Consider the following 18,790-nt stretch of genomic DNA (forward strand, 5'->3'; position numbering starts at 1 on the left):
TTGGGCGCGCCCCCCGTCCGCCCACCACAAATCCGGGGGGGCGGGCCCCCGGGGCCCGGCCCTGGCGCCGGTGGGGCGGCGCCGTCAGCGCGGCCGCCGTGCGGTACGGCCCTCAGTCACCGGCCCCGGCGGGGGTCGGGGTCGCCGGGGCGGCCGGTGTGGGCGGGCCGGCGGGTGGCGCGCCGGCCACCGGGGCGCCGGGGTTGGCCGCCTGTTCGCCGGCCGGGCGCAGGTCCGGTGGCACCGGAAGCGCGCTGCCCTTGACGTACTCGTCCCAGGTCATGTTCCACGCGGTCCAGCCGTTGCCGGGGTCGAGCGTGACCTCGGTGCCCTTGATGGTGACCAGGTCGCCGACGTTGGTGTTCTTCATGAGCCAGTCGGCGTTGGCGTTGGAGACGTTGGTGCAGCCGTGCGAGACGTTGCGCTCGCCCTGGTCGCCGACGGACCACGGCGCGGCGTGGATGAACTCGCCGCCCCAGGTGAGCCGCTGGGCGTCGTTGACCTGGACCACGTAGCCGCCGTTCGGGTCGCCACGGGTGTCGAAGACCGTGGTCTCGAACTTCTCCATGATCACCATCTTGCCGCTGGACGTCGGTGTGCTCGGCTTGCCCATGCTCACCGGGATCTTCTTGACCAGCTGGTTGTCCTTGAAGACCGACATCTCCTTGGTCGCGTTGTCGATCTCCATCGTGACGTGGTCGCCGACGGTGGCCGAGGCCGTGCGGTCGGCGTCGCCGTGACCGTTCTTGCCCATCGGCACGCCGGTCAGCGCCGACCGTACGCTGATCTTGGTCCCGGTCTTCCAGAAGTCCGGGGCCCGGTAGTAGACCTGGCGGCCGGACTCGTCCCAGTGCCAGGCGCCCGGCTGCGGCGGGTCGGTGGTGACGAACAGACGCTTCTGTACGTCGGCCCGCGACTCCTTGGGGATGCCGGGGTCGAACGCCACCGTCACCGGCATCGCGACGCCGTACGTCATGTTGTTCTGGAAGTAGAGCGTGCTCTGCTGGAGCTTGGTCGGCTTGGCCATCGTGGTGAACGCGCTCGACCAGGTGCTCGTCTGCCCGGTGTCGTTTGCGGCCGTGACCTGCACCGAGTACGCCTGCTTGGGATTCAGCGGGCGGTTCGGTATCCAGGACGTGCCGTCGTCGCGCATCGCGCCGTCGACCGCGGCCCCCTTGCTGTCGCTGAGCGTCACGGCGGTGATCTTTCCGCCGGCGACCGCCAGGCCGACCTCGGCACTGAGCGGTACGTCGCGGGCGTCGGCCGCGGGGGTGACGGTCAGTGTTGGTGGTGGTGGCGGGGCCTGCTGTGCGGACTTCGACTCGGTCCGGCTCGTGCAACTCGACAGGATGAGTGGCAGGGCGGCGGCGACGACGATCACCGGCCCTGCGGTGCGTTGCCGTACTCTCACGATCTCCACCTCGTTCCCTCGATCATGAGTCACATTCTGTAACGATCTGATCGCGGTCGAGGCGCTTCATCGCGGACCCGCAAACTCTCCGTAATGCCCCTTTGGTCCCAATGCTCCGCATTGGCACAGGTGGCTCACCGTCCCCCTCCGTCCCGGGCGGGCGGTCCCGTCGCTCGCGTCGACCGCCTGTTCCGTCCGGCGGTCCCGGCCCGGGTGTCGTCGGCGGAAAAGCGGCATCGTCGGGATGCGTGCCGGTTGAGCTGTCCGTATCCTCGAAATGGCATCGACGGATGCCGATAGATGATCCGGTTGCCTTTCCGATCTCCCACCCTCCGAGGAGAAGGCATGAGAACCGTCCGAACCACGTCGTACGCGGCCGCCCTGCTGGCCGCCGTCATGGTGCTCACGTCGGCCGCCCCGGCGAGCGCCGCCCCCGCCCGCGACCCCGGCCACGGCGCGTCGATCCTGGCCGTGCCGCAGACCCCGACCACGCTGACCAGCGGCCTGACCATCCCCTGGGACGTCTGCTGGCTCCCCGGCGGCGCGGCGGCGCTGATCACCGAACGCAACAGCGGCCGGGTATACCGGCTCACCCCCGCCGGAGTGCGGACCCTGCTCGGCACCGTGCCCGGCGTGCTCGCCGGCGGCGAGGGCGGCCTGCTCGGCTGCGCCGTGTCACCCACCTGGAACGGCGGCACCGACCGGGACGTCTTCTTCATGCACACCAGCAGCAGCGACAACCGGGTCGTGCGGATGGCCTACACCGGCGGCAGCAGCCTGACCGCCGGCTCGACGCCGATCCTCACCGGCATCGTCCGCGCCTCGACCCACAACGGCGGCCGGCTCAAGTTCGGCCCCGACGGCAACCTCTACGTCACCACCGGTGACGCCCAGCAGACCAACCTGGCGCAGAACCCGTCCTCGCTCAACGGCAAGATCCTGCGGATCACCCGGACCGGCGCCGCCGCCCCCGGCAACCCGACCGCCGGCAGCCGGGTCTACAGCCTCGGCCACCGCAACCCGCAGGGCATCTCGTGGGACTCCGCCGGCCGGCTGTGGGCGGCCGAGTTCGGCCAGAACACCTGGGACGAGATCAACCTGATCCTGCCCGGCCGCAACTACGGCTGGCCGGTCTGTGAGGGAACCTGCGGCAACCCGGCGTACGAGAGCCCGAAGTGGCAGCGCAGCACCGCCGAGTGCTCGTGCAGCGGCCTGGCGATCGTCGACGGCGCGATCTACCTCGGCGCACTGCGCGGCCAGCGGCTGTGGCGGCTCGAACTGAGCGGCACCAGCATCGGCGCGTCGTCGGTGTACTGGCAGGGCACGTACGGCCGCATCCGCGCGGTGGAGAAGGTGCCCGGCACCAACGCCATCTGGTTCACCACCTCCAACGGCAACGGCACCGACACCGTCCGCCGCTCCACGATCGCCTGACCCGGCCCCCTACCCGCCCCGTCCGCCGCGTGTCCGCCCCGCCAGTCCGTCCGCCCAGTCCGTCCGCCGCGTTGATCAAGGACTTGTTGTCAAGATCTTGACCGGGTTCGTCTGATACATCCCCTTGATCAACGCGGCGGGGTGCGGCGGCGGGGCGGCGGCGGGGCGGGGGCGTGCCCCGCTTGCTTGCTACGGCCGTTGCGGGGTGCCCAGGTAGCGGTTCAGGAGGGTGGTGGGGGAAGGCGGGGCGGGGATGCCGGCCGCCGTCGTCGACCGTCGGGTGTCGGCGCAGTCGAACAGCGGGTGGTCGCGTGGACCGTCCTCCTCCGGCAGCGTCGGCACGAACGGGCCGAGCGCCACCCCGGCCCCGGCCCGCACCACCTCGGCCCGCCACTCCCGGTACGGCAGCAGCCGTACCGGACGGCCGAGCCCGCGCAGCACCTCCGCGATCGCCGGATACGACAGCCCAGGCGTGTAGTAGTGCCGGTCGCCGGCCAGCGCGTCCGGCCGCCGCGACAGTCCGCCGATCGCCGCCGCCACCAGGTCGACCGGTGCCATGTCCTCGTCGTACCCCAGTTCCGGCACCGCACCGACGTCGACGAAGGTCCGCAGCAGCCGGCTGAAGTAGTCGTCGTCGTTGCCGGCGCCGGTGCGGCTGTCGCCGGTGATCCGCGCCGGCCGGTGCACCGACACCGGCAGGCCCCGTTCCCGCGCGGCCCGGACCAGCCGGTCGGCGACCCACTTGCTCTCGTTGTAGCCGCCGTGCAGGCCGTCCGGCTCGTCCGGCGGCACCGCCTCGGTCACGGTCCGTGACGCGTACGCCGGGCACAGGTAGACGCCGAGCGTCGACACGTGGTGCACCGCCTTCGGCCGCCCCCGGGACGCCAGCCGCAGCACCTCCACGGTCCCGGCGACGTTGGCCGGCGCCAGCCGCTCGTACGGCTGCACGAAGTGGACGGTGCCGCCGTTGTGCAGCACCACGTCGACCCGGTCGGCGAGCGCGTCGAAGTCCCGCGCGCGAAGCCCGAGCCGGGGCGCGGCGAGATCACCGGTGACCGGGACGATCCGGGCCGGGTACGCCGGCCGCCAGAGCCCGTACCGGCGCAGGTTCGCCTCGATCCGGGCCACCGCGGCGGCCTCGGACCCGGCCCGGACCAGGCAGTACACGTCGGCGGTGGTGTGCCGCAGCACGTCGTCGAGCAGGTATGCGCCGAGGAACCCGGTCGCGCCGGTCAGCAGCACCCCGGCCGGGTCGGCCGCCGGGACGTACCGGCCGGCGGGGCGTACGTCGTCGGGCAGGTCCGCCTCGGCGCGCAGGTCGACCCGCCGTGGTGCCGGGGCCGCCGGGACCGGGCCGGCCGGGGCACCGCCGGTGTCGGCCGTGCCGGTGTCGGCCAGGGCGGCGTCGACCAGGGCGGCGTCGACCAGGGCCGCGAACGTGTCCAGCCGAGGCGCCTCGAACAGCGCCCGCAGCGGCAGCCGGGTGCCGAACCGCCGGTTCACCTCGCTGAGCACCGGCGCCGCCAGCAGCGAGTGCCCGCCCAGGTCGAAGAAGCCGTCGGCGACCCCGACCCGGTCGCGGCCCAGCGCCCGCGCCCACACCCGCGCCACCGTGACCTCGGCGGGGGTGCGCGGGGCGACGTACGGCGGCCCGTCGTCCGGGACCTCGGCGGGCAGCCGGTCGTGGTCGACCTTGCCGTGCGCGGTCAGCGGCAGCCGGGGCAGTGCGGTGAACGTCGCGGGGACCAGGTATTCCGGCAGTCGCGCCCGCAGGAAGGCGCGCAGGTCGTCGGCGTCCGGCGCCGCCCCGCGCGGCACGACGAAGGCGGCCAGCCGCTGCCCGCGGGCCACGACGACCGACCGGGCGACGGCCGGGTTCCCGTCGAGGACCGCCTCGATCTCGGCCGGTTCGATCCGGTGTCCGCGGATCTTCAACTGCCGGTCGACCCGGCCGAGGAACTCGAGTTGGCCGTCCGGCCCGACCCGGGCCAGGTCACCGGTGCGGTAGAGGCGCGCGCCGGGGACGGCCGAGAACGGGTCGGGTATGAACGCGGTGGCGGTCAGGTCGGGCCGGCCCAGGTAGCCGCGGGCCAGGCAGTCGCCGCCGAGGTGCAGTTCGCCGGGGGCGCCGTACGGCGCCGGCCGCATCCGCCGGTCCAGCACGTACGCCCGCACATGCGGCAGCGGCCGGCCGACCGGCAGGTGCCCGCCGGGGGCGTACCCGTCGGCGGGACCGGCGGACCGCAGCACGGTGGCGCACACCGTCGCCTCGGTCGGCCCGTAGTGGTTGTAGAACGTGGTCCGGCCGCCGGTCAGCCGGTGCCAGGTGTCGAGCTTGTCGGCCGACACCCGCTCGCCGCCGACCATCATGACCGTCAGCGGCAGGTCGGCGGGGACCTCGTGGCCGGCGAGGTCGTCGACCCAGCGCTGCCACAGCGCCGCCGGGGCGTCGACGGCGGTGATCCGCTCGGCTACGCACAGGTCGAGCAGCGCCGGCCCGGTGAGCGCCGCCGGGTCGGGGTGCACCAGCAGCGCCGCGCCGCTGATCAGGGCCGGGAACACGTCACCGACGGAGGCGTCGAAGGTCAGTGGCGGGATCATCAGGATCCGCTGCCCCGGCCCGAACGCGTGGACGTCGCGGAACGAGGTCGCCAGGGCGGTCAGCGTACGGTGGGTCACCATCACGCCCTTGGGCCGGCCGGTCGACCCCGACGTGTAGACGACGTACGCGAGTTCGTCCGGCCGCCGTTCCCGCTCCGGGCCGGCGTCGTCGGCCGTACCCCCGGTGTCCGTGACGTCGACGAAGGTGACCGGCAGCCCGGCCAGCCGCTCCCGGCCGGCCGCGTCGCCGACCAGGACCGTCGCCCCGGCGTCGGCGAGCAGCCCGCCGACCCGGTCGACCGGATGGCCCGGATCGAGTGGCAGGTAGGCGCCGCCGGCCCGCAGGATCGCCAGCAGCGCGACGATGCCGTCCGGCCCGGCCCGCAACGCCATCCCGACCGGCGCCCGCCCGCCGACGCCGGCCGCCCGCAGCCGTCGGGCCAGCCGGTCGGCCCGCGACAGCAGGTCGCCGTACGTCAGCTCCTGGCCGTCGCCGGTCACCGCCGGGGCGTGCGGGGTCCGGGCGGCCTGCGCCGCGATCAGGTCGTCGACGTATCCGGCCGGGGCGGCGGGCCCGGGGCCGGCCGCCGGGGACAGCCCGGAGCGCAGCAGTTCCAGATCGGCGGGGGTGTGCAGGGCGAGGTCGCCGAGCCGCAGGTCGGGGGTGTCGACCAGCGCGGTCAGGGCCAGCTCCAGGTGGGCGGCCAGCCGGGCGACGGTCGCCGGGGTGAACAGTTCGGCGTCGTAGTCGAGCTGGCCGGCGAGCGGCCCGGCGCCGTCGACCATCAGCAGCGTCAGGTCGAAGCGGGCGGTGCCGCCGCCGAGCCCGGCCGGCGCCACGGTCAGGCTGTCGCCCGGTGCCGGCGGCCGCTTCGCCCCCGGCCCGCCGTTGAGCACGAACATCACCTGGAACAGCGGCTGCCGGCCGGCGCCCCGGTCCGGCCGGACCAGTTCGGCGACGCGTTCCAGCGGCACGTCGCGGTGACCGAGCCCGCCGAGGCCGGTCTGCCGGACCCGGCGCAGCACCTCGCGCAGCGTCGGGTCGCCACCCAGGTCGGTGCGCAGCGCCAGGGTGTTGACGAACATGCCGACCATCGACTCGAGTTCCGGCAGCGACCGGTTGGCCGCCGGTACGCCGACGACGAGGTCGTCCTGGCCGCTGTGCCGGGCCAGCACGATCTTGAACGCGGCCAGCAGCACGGTGAACGTGGTGCAGTCCTCGCGCTGGCGCAGCGCCTCGACCGCCGCGGTGAGCCGGCCGGACAGCCGGAACGGGTGGCTGCCGGCCGGTGACCGGGGCCGGTCCGGCCGGGGCCGGTCGGTCGGCAGGTCGAGGTGGGCCGGGGCACCGGCGAGCCGCTCCCGCCAGTACGCCTCCTGGCCGGCGACGACACCCGGGTCGCGCTCGCCGAGCCACCGTACGTAGTCGGCGTACTGCACCGGCAGCGGCGGCAGGTCCGGGGCGCGGCCGGCGGCCAGGGCGGCGTACCCGGCCATCAGGTCGGCGAACAGCACCCCGGCCGACACGTCGTCGCAGACGATGTGGTGGAAGGTGAGCAGCAGCACGTGGTCGTCGGCGGCCAGCCGGACCAGGACGGCCCGCACCAGCGGCGCCTCCCGCAGGTCGAACGGGCGGCCGAGTTCGTACCCGGCCAGCCGGCGCAGCCGGGTGTCGCGCGTCGCCGCCGGCAGGTCGCCCAGGTCGACGACCGGCAGCGGTACGACGGCGCGCGGGTCGGTGGCGGCCAGGATCCGCTGCACCGGGTGGCCGTCGTGGTCGGTGAACCGGGTCCGCAGCGGCTCGTGCCGGCGCACCAGCAGCCGCAGCGCCCCGGCCAGCGCGTCCGGGTCGACCGGCCCGGTGAGCCGGTGCGCGCCACCCATCAGGTAGGTCGAGTCGCCGACGCCGAGCCGGTCGAGGAACCAGATCCGCTGCTGCGCCGGGGACAGCGGCAGGTCCCCGCCGCGGTCACCGGGCCGGATCGCCTGCGTGCCGGCGACCTCGATACCGCGCCGGGCGAGCAGTACGGCCAGCAGTTGGTCGGTCGACGCGGTCACCGACCGCCCTCCTCGGCGAGCATGAGTTCCACTGCCTCGGGCGACATCGACTCGATCTGCGCCCGCAGTTCGGCGACCGCCGCGACCTGGCCGGGCACCGGTTCGAGGTCGGCCAGCGCGGCGGCCAGACCGGCCACGGTCGGTGCCTCGAACAGGGCCCGGGTCGGCGCCTCCAGCTGGAAGTACGCCCGTACCCGGGCCAGCACCCGCTCGGCGAGCAGCGAGTGCCCGCCGAGGGCGAAGAAGTCGGCGTCGACACCGATCGGCCGCACGTCGAGGACCTCCTCCCAGATCCGGACGACGGCCGCCTCGACGAGGTCGCGCGGGGCGACGTACGGGGTGGCGTCGGCCGCGCCCCAGTCGGGTGCCGGCAGCGCCCGCCGGTCGACCTTGCCGTTCGGGGTCAGTGGCAGCGCGTCGAGGACGACCAGGGTCGCCGGCACCATGTAGCCGGGCAGCCGGGCGGCCAGGCCGGGCTGGACGGCGGCCCACAGCGCCGCCGGGTCGGCGCCGGGGTCGTCGGCGACGGCGTACCCGACCAGGCGGGCGTCGCCGTCGGCGGTGCCGTGCCAGGCGGTCACCGCCGCGTCGCGGACGCCGTCCTGCGCCCGCAGCGCCACCTCGATCTCGCCGAGCTCGACCCGGAAACCACGCACCTTCACCTGGTGGTCGCCGCGGCCGAGGAACTCCAGCCGCCCGTCCGGCAGGTAGCGGGCCAGGTCGCCGGTGGCGTACAGGCGGCCGCCCGGCGTGTCGCCGAACGGGTCCGGCACGAAGCGTTCGGCGGTCAGCGCGGGCCGGTCCCGGTAGCCGCGGGCCAGGCCGAGCCCGCCGATGTGGACCTCGCCGGCGACACCGACCGGCACCGGCTGGCCCCGGCCGTCGAGCAGGTGGACGCGGGTGTTGTCGATCGGCGGCCCGATGGCGATCGGCCCGTCGCCGGGCTCGACGACGCCGGCCGCCGACCACACCGTCGTCTCGGTCGGGCCGTACACGTTCCACAGCCGGCCGCCGGCCAGCTCGGCGGCTAGGTCGCGGGAGAACGCCTCGCCGCCGCACAGCCGGTGCCGTACGCCGGCCGGCACCCCGCCGGCGGACAGCAGCATCCGCCAGGTCGCCGGGGTGGCCTGCAACACCGTCGCCTGTTCCCGTTCGGCCCGCGCCCGCAGCGCCGCTCCGTCGACCACCTCGGCGGAGGTGGCGACCAGGACCCGGGCCCCGCAGACCAGCGGCAGCAGCAGTTCGAGCACGGAGATGTCGAACGACAGCGTGGTGACGGCGAGCAGCCGGTCGTCGCCGGTGAGGCCGAGCCCGTCGCGGAACGACAGCAGCAGGTTGGCGACCGCGCCGTGGGTGACCTCGACGCCCTTGGGCCGGCCGGTCGACCCGGAGGTGTAGATGACGTACGCGAGCTGGTCGGCGCGGGGCGGGGGGGCCGTGGGCACGACGTCACCGGGGGCGGCGTCCGGCCCGTCGTCGAGGCAGACCACGCCGGGGCCGGCGCACAGGTCGGGCAGCCGGTCCCGGACCGACCGCTGGGTCACCAGCACGTCCACGCCCGCGTCGTCGACCATCAGCCGCAGCCGGTCCGCCGGGAACGCCGGGTCCAGCGGCACGTACGCGCCGCCGGCCCGCCACACGCCGAGCATCGCGACCAGCATCGCCGCCGACCGGTCCAGGCAGATCCCGACCGGGGTCTCCGGTCCGACCCCGCGCCCGCGCAGCAGCGCGGCGAGCCGGTCGGCGCGGGCGTCGAGTTCCCGGTACGTCAGCTCGCCGCCGGCGTCACCGACCGCGACCGCGTCCGGCGTGCGGGCGCACGAGGCGGCGAACAGCTCGGTGAACCCGGCCGCCGCCATCTCGCGCGCCGGCCCCTGCCAGTCGGACAGGGCGCGTCGCCGCTCGTCGTCGGTGAGCAGCGGCACGTCGCCGAGCGGCCGGGCCGGGTCGGCGACCACGGCGGCGAGCAGTTGCCGGAAGTGCCCGGCGAACCGGTCGACGTCGGGCGCGTCGAAGACCTCGGTGCGGTAGGAGAAGGTGAGTTCCAGTCCGCCGTCGGGCTGCGGCACCCCGACCAGGGTCAGGTCGAAGAGCATGTCGTCGAGCTGGCTGTCCCACCACGACACCGCCAGGCCCGGCCACGCCGACGGGCCGCCGCCGGTGAAGTTGTGCAGGATCACCGCGGTCTGGAAGAACGGGTGCCGGTCGGCGTCGCGGCGCGGCGCCAGTTCCTGCACGACCGTGTCGAACGGCACGTTCTGGTGGGCGAAGCCGTCGATGACGGCCCGCCGTACCCGGCCGGCGGTCTGCGCGAACGTCAGGTCGGGGTCGACGTCGGTGCGCATCGCGATCGGGTTGGCGAAGTAGCCGATCAGCGGCTCCAGCTCCACGTGGGTACGGGCCGCGACCAGGGTGCCGACGGTGACGTCCCGCTGCCCGGTGTAGCGGGCCAGCAGCGCCTTGAACGTGGTGAGCAGGGTGACGAACGGGGTGGTGCCGCGCGCCCCGCCGGCCGCCGTACGCAGTCCCTCGACCAGGTCCGGGCCGATCGTCAGGTGCACCTTCGCGCCGCCGGCGCGGGCCGGTCCGGCGTGCCTGCGGGCGATCGGCAGGTGCGCGTCGGCCCGGGGCGCCGCCAGGTGCTCGCGCCAGTACGCCAGCCCCGGCGTAAGGGCGCCGCCGGCCGTGCCGTCGTGCTGCCACTGCGCGTAGTCGGCGTACTGGACCGGCAGCTCGGGCAGGGGCGGGGTACCGGTGCCGCCGTCGAGCCGCCACGCGTAGAGGGCGGCGAGTTCGCGCAGCGCGTTGCCGATCGACCAGCCGTCGATCGCGATGTGGTGGCTGGTCGCCAGCAGCACGTGGTCGTCGTCGGCGAGCCGGAACAGCGATGCCCGCAGCACCGGGCCGGCGGCCAGGTCGAACGGCACCGCGAAGGCGTCCCGGGCCAGTTCACGGGCCCGGTCCTCGCGCCCGGCGGCCGGCAGGTGCCGCAGGTCGACCTCGGTCACCGGCACGTCGCCGGTCGGCCGGACCACCTGGCGGGGCTCGCCGTCGACGCCGACGTAGACGGTGCGCAGCACCTCGTGCCGGGCGACCAGGTCGCGCAGCGCCGCCCGCAGCGCGCCGACGTCGAGGGTGCCGGTGAGCCGCTGCGACATCGCGACGTGGAACGACGGGTCGGCCGGGTCGTACTGGGCGGCCAGCCACATCCGCTGCTGCCCGGACGAGCACGCGAAGCTCTGCTCGCCCCCGGTGCGCGGCACCCGCGGGATCGCCGGCTCGGCGGCGCTGCCCAGGCCGAGCTGGGCCAGCCTGCGGGCCAGGAGCTCCTGGCGCTGCGGTGACAGGGCGGCCACGCCGCCGTGGCCGGGTCGGTCCGCGCCCGCCGGGGTGGTGGTGGTCGGCATGGGACGGCCTCCTCGGTGATAGTGGTGTTCGTTCATGGCCGTCGTGGCTCGTCGGCGTCGGGCGGGCTGTCGTCCCCGGCGACGGCGGCGAGGACGCCGGCGACCGTCGGGGTGTCGAAGAAGACGTGCAGCGGCAGGTCGACGCCGAGCTGCCGGCGCATCCGGGCGGCGATCTGGGTGACGCTGAGCGAGTGCCCGCCCAGGTCGTCGAAGAGGTCGTCGTGCGGGCCGATCCGGTCCACCCGCAGCACCTGCCGCCAGATCTCGGTGACGGCGGCGCCGAGCCCGTCCGGCTCCGGCTCTGCCCCGTCCGTCGCCGGCTCCGTCCCGGCCGGCGGCGGCACGGTGGCCGGGGCCGGCAGCGCGGCCCGGTCGAGCTTGCCGTTCGGCGTGGTCGGCAGCGCCGCCAGCGGCACCACCACCTCCGGCACCATCCAGCCCGGCAGCGTCTCGCGCAGGAACCGGCGCAGGTCGGCGTCGGTCACCTGCCGGCCGGGCCGGAACTCGACGTACGCGACCAGGCGCGGCCGGCCGTCGTCGGCGCGGAGCACGACCGCGGAGCGGTGCACGTCCGGATGCCCGTCCAGGGTCGCCTCGATCTCGCCCGGCTCGACCCGGTGCCCGCGTACCTTCACCTGCCGGTCGATGCGGCCGAGGAACTCCAGCCGCCCGTCCGGGCGCCACCGGCCCAGGTCACCGGTGGCGTAGAGGCGTGAGCCGGGCGGGCCGTACGGGTCGGGCCGGAAACGGGCCGCGGTCAGCCCGGGCCGGTGCAGGTAGCCGCGCGCCACCCCGGTCCCGGCGATGTGGATCTCCCCGGGCACGCCGACCGGGGCCGGCCGCAGCAGCGGGTCGAGCACGTAGGCCCGGGCGCCGGGCAGCGGCCGGCCGATGGTGACCGCGTCGACCGGGTCGGGCAGTTCGGCCACGGTCGCCCAGACGGTGGCCTCGGTCGGCCCGTACAGGTTGAACAGCCGGCGTACCCGGGGCCGCAGCTCGCGGGCGAGCGCGGGTGGCAGCGGCTCGGCGCCGCACAGCGCCACGACCGGCTCGGCGAGACCGGCGTCGAGCAGCAGCCGCCACGTCGTCGGGGTGGCGTGCACGTGGCTGACCCCGTGCCGGCGGACCAGGTCGAGCAGGGCGGCGCCGTCGCGGGTGTCGTCGCCGGCGGCGAGCACGATCCGGCCGCCGGTGACCAGCGGCAGGAACAGTTCCGGCTTGGCCATGTCGAACGTCGCCGAGGCCAGCGCCAGCCAGCCGTCGGCGGGGCCGCTGGTGAGGACGGCGCGCATCGCGTCCAGCAGGTGTGCCAGCGACCGGTGGGTGACCTCGACGCCCTTGGGCCGGCCGGTGGAGCCGGAGGTGTGCACCACGTACGCGACCGCGTCCGGGTCGGCGGCGAGCACGTCCGGTCCGGTGGCCGGGCCGGTCGGGGCGTCGACGTGCACCACCACCGGCCGGTGCGTGGCCGGGTCGTCGGCGGTGCCGGCGGCGGTCAGCAGCACCGCCGGGGTGGTGTCGTCGAGCACGTACGCCCGCCGGGCCGGCGGGTGGTCGGGGTCGAGCGGCACGTACGCGGCACCGGTGCGCAGCACCGCGAGCAGCCCGGCGAGCAGGTCCGGTGACCGCCGCAGCCGGACCGCGACCCGGGTGCCGGGGCCGGCGCCGGCGGCCCGCAGCCGGCCGGCGAGCGCGGCGGCGGCCCGGTCCAGTTCGGCGTACGTCGTCACCGCGCCGGCGAAGACGACCGCGGGCGCGTCCGGGGTGGCCGCCGCCCAGCCGGCGACCAGTTCCGGCACCGTCCCCGTCAGCGGGCCGGTCGCCCGGCCGGTCGCCGGGGCGAGATCGCCGGCCGCCGGGACGAGATCGCCGGCCGCCGGGACGAGATCGCCGGCGGCCGGGTCGAGGCGGTCGGTGGCGGGCGCGGCCGGCCCGGCCGACGACTGCCAGCCGGCCAGCAGCAGGCGGCGTTCCGGCTCGCCGAGCACCGGCAGCGCGCGCAGCGGCGTGTCCGGTGCGGCGGTCGCCGCGTCGAGCAGCGTGGTCAGGTGTCCGGCGATCCGGTCGACGCTGTCCCGGTCGACGCCGCCGGCGGCGTGCTGGAGGTTGACCGTGGTCCGGTCCGGGCCGTCGACCACCTGCACGTGCAGGGCGTTGCGGGCGGCGTGGTTGAACGCGGTCCAGCGGACCTCGGTGCGCAGCCCGGCGAAGACCGGGTCGGGGCCGGTGCGGCGCCGGTAGCTGACCGACACCGGGGCCAGTGCCGGTCGGGGCCGCAGCCCGTCGACGGCGCGGGCCAGCGGCACCGCCCGGACCGGGTAGGTGCGGCGCAGTTCGGCGCGGGTGGTGGCGACCAGGTCGGCGAACGGCCGGTCCGGGTCGGGGCGGACGGCCACCGGCAGCTCGTTGACGAACAGCCCGATCGCGTCGCGGGTCGCGGCGGTACGCGTACCGAGGTCGACGGCGACCGTCGGCGCGGCGTTGCCGTAGCGGTGCAGGACGGCCTGCACCGCGGCGAGCAGCACCTCGAAGCGGGTGTGCCCGGACCGGTCGGCGCAGCCGGCCAGCGCCGACCGCCGGGCCGGGGTCAGGTCGAACTCGACGGCCTCGCCGGGCTCGACCCCGTCCGGCACGCGGGTCAGCCCCGGCAGCACCACCGGGGCCGGCTCCCGCCAGCGGTCCGCCCAGAACTCGCGGGCGGCGGGCAGGGCGGCGGCGATGCGGGCCGCCTCGTCGGCGGCGTGCCCGGCGTACGGCACCGGCGGGATGGGCGCACCGGTCGCGCGGGTGACCCGGGCGCCGTACGCCGCCGCCAGCTCGCGCAGCAGCACGTCCTTGGACTCGCCGTCGAAGACCAGGTGGTGGGCGACGACGAGCAGCAGGTGCTCGGTCGGGGCAAGGCCGAGCAGGGTGAAGCGGACCAGCGGGCCGCGCCGCAGGTCGAACGGGCGCAACGTCTCGGCCCGGACCACGGCGGCGACGTCGGCGGGCCGCACCTCCCGCCGGGTCAGCCGGGGCGGGCCGGCGGCGACCAGCGCCAGCTCGCCGTCGGTGTCGTCGAAGGCGTACGCCAGCACCGGATGCCGCCGTACGACGGCGTCGCAGGCGTCGGCGAGCGCGTCGGCGTCGAGCGCGCCGGACAGCCGTACCGGCAGCGGCATGTGGTAGGCCGAGCCGGCCGCGCCGATCCGCTCGGTGAACCACAGCCCGTGCTGGGCGGCCGAAGCCGGACCGAGCCGCGGTAAGTCCACAGTGGTCACACTACCTCCGTCTCCGGGAAGCGCTCGCCGGTCAGCTCCGACACCGGTGTCGTGGCGCCGGCCGGCAGCGCGTGCAGCAGGCGCAGCAGGCCGGCGGCGAGCCGGCGCGGGGTGGACCGGTCGAAGGCGTACGAGTTCCACAGCAGCCAGCCGGACAGCGAACCGTCCGGCTGTTCGACCACCGCCAGCTCCGGCACCCCGAGGTCCGGCTGCCCGTCCGGGGTCGGCCAGTCGGCGTCCAGCGCGCGCGGCAGCGGGAACCCCTGCGAGATCAGGCCGGGAAAGTGCGGGTCGCCGCCCCAGCTCTCGAAGCGCAGCCAGGCGGCGGCCGGGAAGCGGGCGTAGAACTCGGCGAACGGGTAGTACTGGTGGTCGACGGCGGCGAGCGTGGTGGCGCGTACCCGGTCGAGCAGGTCGGCGAAGGTCGGGTCGCCGCCGGTGTCGATCCGCAGCGGCAACGACTGCACCAGGCAGCCGACCAGCACCTCGAACTCCGGCCGGCCGCGCCCCGGGACCGGGGACATGACGACCAGGTCCGGCACCCCGCTCCACCCGGTCAGCACCGCCGCCCACGCCGCCGTGACCAGCATCGCCGTGCTGGCGCCCCGGTCCCTGGCCAGGGACCGCAGCCGGCCGGCGGCGTCCGCGTCGACCCGGAACTCCAGCGAGTCGCTGTGCAGCCGGACGGCGTGCCGCCGGCCCGGGAACGGCGCGACGACGGCCGGCGCCCCGTCGAGGCGGTCCAGCCAGTAGCGGCGGGTGCGCGGCCACTGCGCCCGGGTCCAGGCCACCGCCTCGACGTACGGCACCGGCGGCGCCGGCAGGACGGGTCGGCGGCCGGTGCGCAGCGCCGAGTAGACCAGGCCGAGTTCGCGCAGCAGCACCCCCATCGACCAGCCGTCGAAGACCAGGTGGTGCACGGCGAGGCCGAGCACGTGGTCGGCGTCGCCGAGCCGGACCACGACCGCCCGCACCAGCGGCCCCTGAGCCAGCCCGAACCGCAGTTCCCGGTCGGCGCACACCAGCCGCGCGGCGTGTGCCTCGTCGGCGGCGGCGGTGACCGTCACCGCCGGCGGGCAGTCGGCGAGCAGGTGGCCACGCGGTGCCCCGCCGGCCGCGCGGAACACGGTGCGCAGCGCCTCGTGCCGGGTCACCAGCACGCCCAGCGCCGCCTCCAGCAGGGCCGGGTCGAGGTCGTCGGTGATCCGGATCGCGACGCTGATCGGGCCCGGGTCGCGGGGTTCGTCGGTGGCGTACATCCAGGCCAGGAAGTTGTCCTGCTGGGCGGTGAGCGGCATGTCCCGCCCGCCGTCGCCGTTCGTCTCCGGCGCGGCCGTCGTCGCCGTCTCCGCGATCTCCGCCGCCGGCCCTGCGGCGCTCGCGGCGGCCAGCCAGCCGGCCTGCGCGGCCAGCACCGGCCGGTCGAACACCACCGAGGCCGGTACGGCGACGCCGAACTCGGCGGCGGCCAGCGTGGCGATCTGGGCGGCCTTGAGCGAGTCGCCGCCGAGCGCGAAGAAGTCGTCGTGCCGGCCGGCCGACGGCACCCCGAGCACCCGGCCCCACAGCGCGGCGAGCGTACGTTCCGCCGCCGTCACCGGCGCCCCGTCGCCGTCGTCGGGCCGCCGGGCGAACAGGTCGCGCAGCGCGGCCCGGACCACCTTGCCGCCGTCGTTGCGCGGCAGCGCGTCGACCAGCAGCAGCCGCAGCGGCCGTTCCTGCGGGGCGAGCCGCTCGGCCAGGTGGGCCCGCAGCGCGTCGGCGGTGACCGGGCGGCCGGGCACCACCGCGGCGGCGACCATCGCGCCCAGCGTGGCGTGCGGCAGCCCGACCACGGCCGCGTCGGCGACGTCGGGGTGGTCGAAGAGCACCGACTCGACATGCAGCGTCGACACCTTGAACCCGCCGGTCTTGACGGTGTCGCCGTCCCGGTCGACCAGGTGCAGGTAGCCGTCGGCGTCGAGGTGGCCGAGGTCGCCCATCCGGACCCAGCCGTCGCGGAAGACCCTGGCGCTGGCCGCCGGGTCGCCGAAGTACGTCCGGGGCACGGTGTCGGCCCGCAGCCACACCTCGCCGGTCGCGCCGGCCGGCAGCGGCACCCCGTCCTGGTCGGTGATCCGCAGTTCGGCGCCGGCGGCCGGCCGGCCGAGCGCGGTCGGCCGGTCCGGGTCGTAGACGACGGTGGTATGGGCCGGGGCGGCCTCGGTCGAGGTGTAGTTGTTGACGACCGTGGCGCCGGGCAGGGCGGTGGTGAGGTCGCGGGCCACCGCGGGTGGCAGCGCCGCGCCGGTCGAGGCGACCAGCAGTACGTCGGACAGGTCGTGCCGCTCGGCCGCGCGGGCGCGCAGCAGGTCGATCGCCATCGACGGCACCACGAAGACGGTCCCGGCCCGGTGCCGGGCGACCAGCGCGGCGAAGCCGTCGGCGTCGAAGCGGGGCGCCACCACGGCGGCCGGCCGGGCGGTCAGCGCCTGGACCAGCATGGTCTGCGCGGCGTTGGTGCCGATCGGGAAGGCGTGCACGAAGTGGTCGGAGTGCGCCAGCGGTCGGCGCCGGGGGCGCGGGGCGGCGCCGAACGTCAGGTTGGCGTGGGTGGCGGCCACCCCCTTCGGTCGGCCGGTGGTGCCCGAGGTGTGCACGATCTGGGCCAGGTCGCCGGGGCGTACGTCGCCGTCGGGCGGGCCGGGGGAGGCGGTCCGGCCCAGCCCGTCCGCGTGCAGTGTCCACCATGGACCTCGCGGTGCCGTGCCGGCGTGCAGCACGCCGGTGGCGCCACAGCCGGCGAGCAGGTCGGCGGCGGCCGGGGTCCGGTCCGACAGCGGCACGGCGACCGCGCCGGCCGCGGTGACCGCGGCATACCCGACCGCGAAGTCGAGCCAGTCCGGCCCGCCGAAGACGAGCCCGATCCGGTCGCCCCGGCCCACGCCGCGGTCGCGCAGTTCGTGGGCGCCCGCGTCGGCACGGGCCCGCCACTGTCCGAAGGTGAGGGTCCCCACCCCGTCGAGCACCAGCGCGACCCGGTCCGGCTCGTCGTCGGCCCGCGCCGCCAGCAGGGCCGGCACCGTCGTCGGGGGCTCAGCGCGCACCGGCACCGCCGGCGACGGGCTCGAGTCCGAAGCGGTCGACGGCGTCGCGTACGGTCGCCCGCAGGTGCGGCGGGACCTGGCCGGCGTGGCGGGCCAGGTAGGCGCGTACATGGTCCGGGTCGTCGCGCAGGAAGAGGAAGTCGGTCGGCACCATGTGCCGGATCGCCAGCAGCGGGACCGGGCAGCGCAGTGCCGGGAAGTCCGGGTTCCACAGCCCGCCCTTGGCCGGCGGGCCGTCGTGGAACTCGCCGAGCATCAGCCCGTGCGCAACGAACCGCGACTTGAGCCGCTCCTGGGTGCGGTCGACCACGAGCGGTACGTCGTCGGGCAGCAGGTCCGGGAAGACGATCAGGATGGTGGAGAACTGCGCGGCGGACCCGCGCCGCGCGGCGAGGTCGACGAACCAGTCCCGGTAGGTGACCAGCAGCCGGTCCAGGTCGGCGGGGGCGTGTGTGCGGCCGGGGGCCACCGCCAGGTGGAAGACGTCGCGGTCCAGCGAACCCTGGGCGTACGGGCAGACGTTGCCGGTGCGTCCGAGGTCGGGGTGCGGTTGGCACAGGTACTCCCGGGCCCAGTCGACGACGGTGCGCAGCGCCCGCTCATGGCCGCGTACCGCCTGGGGCGGTGGGTCCTGCCGCAGGTCCGCGACCTCGATCAGGGTGTGGCGGGCGTGCGCCGGGTGGGTCAGCATGTCAGCCCCTCGTCTGCGTACGCGGCCGGGCGATCCGGTTGCTCGGGCGACCGGTCCGTGCGCGCTGGCAGTCACGCTAGTAAGAGGCATGTGAATTAGTAAGTAGTCCTTACAGTGAAGTTGCTCGTCCTAACAGCCGGTGTCGGGATCGGACGAACCCCCGACTACGCCTCCACCGTCCGGCGGGCGCTACCGTGTCAGCCATGCCCGAACTGGTGGTGGAGGGGCGCGAGTTCGCCGACGAGGACTGGTACGGCGAGGACATGGTCGACCGCGTCTACTCCGGATGCACCTTCCGCCGCGTCGACCTGACCGAGGCGACCACCCGCCGGGTCACCTTCACCGGATGCACCTTCGCCAACGTACGGTTCAACGCCTCCCGCCACCACGACACCGCCCTGGTGCGGTGCGTCATCGAACGCAGCGAACTCTTCGACGCCGAGTTCACCGGCTGCAAGCTCACCGGCAGCACCATCACCGACTGCGGCACCCGCCCGCTGCGGGTGACCGGCGGCGACTGGTCCTTCGTCACGCTGACCGGCGCCGACCTGCGCGGGGTCACGTTCACCGACGTACGCATGCGCGAGGTCGACCTGTCCCGCGCCGACTGCACCGGTGCCACCCTGACCGGCGTCGACCTGTCGGCGGCCACCCTCACCGGCGCCGACCTGTCCGGCGCCGACCTGCGCGGCAGCGACCTCACCGCGCTCGACCCGTCGGCCGTACGCCTGTCCGGCGCCGTCATCGACGCCGCCCAGGCCGTCGTCATCGCCCAGGCCCTCGGCCTGCGCATCGGCTGACCCGCGGCACCTCGCCCGACCGGCGGAATAGACCGCCCGGAA

8 protein-coding genes are annotated in these 18,790 nt (G+C 75.7%); 2 read left to right on the top strand and 6 right to left on the bottom strand.

Annotated elements, in window-relative coordinates; genetic code table 11:
• Positions 1 to 112: 112 nt before the first annotated feature.
• On the bottom strand, positions 113 to 1,360 hold the full coding sequence (locus tag AB0M79_RS29365; RefSeq protein WP_364220043.1) for an Ig-like domain-containing protein: 1,248 nt from the start codon (positions 1,358 to 1,360) through the stop codon (positions 113 to 115).
• Positions 1,361 to 1,756: 396 nt separating this feature from the next.
• Here AB0M79_RS29365 and AB0M79_RS29370 point away from each other — a divergent pair, with 396 nt between their 5' ends.
• A complete protein-coding gene (locus AB0M79_RS29370) occupies positions 1,757 to 2,845 on the top strand; it encodes a PQQ-dependent sugar dehydrogenase (protein WP_364219766.1) in 1,089 nt (362 codons plus the stop codon).
• Positions 2,846 to 3,034: 189 nt separating this feature from the next.
• On the opposite strand, the gene AB0M79_RS29375 is transcribed toward AB0M79_RS29370, so the two are convergent.
• From AB0M79_RS29375 to AB0M79_RS29395, 5 genes are read right to left on the bottom strand one after another with little or no spacing between them, the layout of a single operon-like run.
• A complete protein-coding gene (locus AB0M79_RS29375) occupies positions 3,035 to 7,504 on the bottom strand; it encodes an amino acid adenylation domain-containing protein (protein ID WP_364219769.1) in 4,470 nt (1,489 codons plus the stop codon).
• Positions 7,501 to 10,911: an amino acid adenylation domain-containing protein gene (locus tag AB0M79_RS29380; protein ID WP_364219772.1), complete on the bottom strand. Its 3,411-nt coding sequence runs from the start codon at positions 10,909 to 10,911 to the stop codon at positions 7,501 to 7,503. The genes AB0M79_RS29375 and AB0M79_RS29380 overlap by 4 nt, the downstream gene beginning before the upstream one ends.
• A gap of 32 nt (positions 10,912 to 10,943) precedes the next feature.
• Positions 10,944 to 14,171, bottom strand: coding sequence for an amino acid adenylation domain-containing protein (locus tag AB0M79_RS29385; RefSeq protein ID WP_364219775.1), 3,228 nt, complete (start codon positions 14,169 to 14,171; stop codon positions 10,944 to 10,946).
• Positions 14,168 to 17,257 (bottom strand): condensation domain-containing protein, encoded by a 3,090-nt coding sequence (locus AB0M79_RS29390; RefSeq protein ID WP_364219778.1) that lies wholly within the window; start codon positions 17,255 to 17,257, stop codon positions 14,168 to 14,170. The genes AB0M79_RS29385 and AB0M79_RS29390 overlap by 4 nt, the downstream gene beginning before the upstream one ends.
• Positions 17,247 to 17,948, bottom strand: coding sequence for a DUF6875 domain-containing protein (locus AB0M79_RS29395; protein WP_364219781.1), 702 nt, complete (start codon positions 17,946 to 17,948; stop codon positions 17,247 to 17,249). Before AB0M79_RS29395 ends, AB0M79_RS29390 begins: the two co-directional genes overlap by 11 nt.
• Before the next feature lie 203 nt (positions 17,949 to 18,151).
• Here AB0M79_RS29395 and AB0M79_RS29400 point away from each other — a divergent pair, with 203 nt between their 5' ends.
• Positions 18,152 to 18,748: a pentapeptide repeat-containing protein gene (locus AB0M79_RS29400; protein ID WP_364219783.1), complete on the top strand. Its 597-nt coding sequence runs from the start codon at positions 18,152 to 18,154 to the stop codon at positions 18,746 to 18,748.
• Positions 18,749 to 18,790: the final 42 nt, after the last annotated feature.

The organism is Polymorphospora sp. NPDC051019 (assembly GCF_040683055.1).
Taxonomy (GTDB): domain Bacteria; phylum Actinomycetota; class Actinomycetes; order Mycobacteriales; family Micromonosporaceae; genus Polymorphospora; species Polymorphospora lycopeni.

Bases quoted from the DNA above. Each gene is read 5' to 3' on its own strand.
- AB0M79_RS29370 (WP_364219766.1), top strand. From the start codon at position 1,757: ATGAGAACCGTCCGAACCACGTCGTACGCGGCCGCCCTGCTGGCCGCC.
- AB0M79_RS29380 (WP_364219772.1), bottom strand. From the start codon at position 10,911: ATGCCGACCACCACCACCCCGGCGGGCGCGGACCGACCCGGCCACGGC.
- AB0M79_RS29395 (WP_364219781.1), bottom strand. From the start codon at position 17,948: ATGCTGACCCACCCGGCGCACGCCCGCCACACCCTGATCGAGGTCGCG.
- AB0M79_RS29400 (WP_364219783.1), top strand. From the start codon at position 18,152: ATGCCCGAACTGGTGGTGGAGGGGCGCGAGTTCGCCGACGAGGACTGG.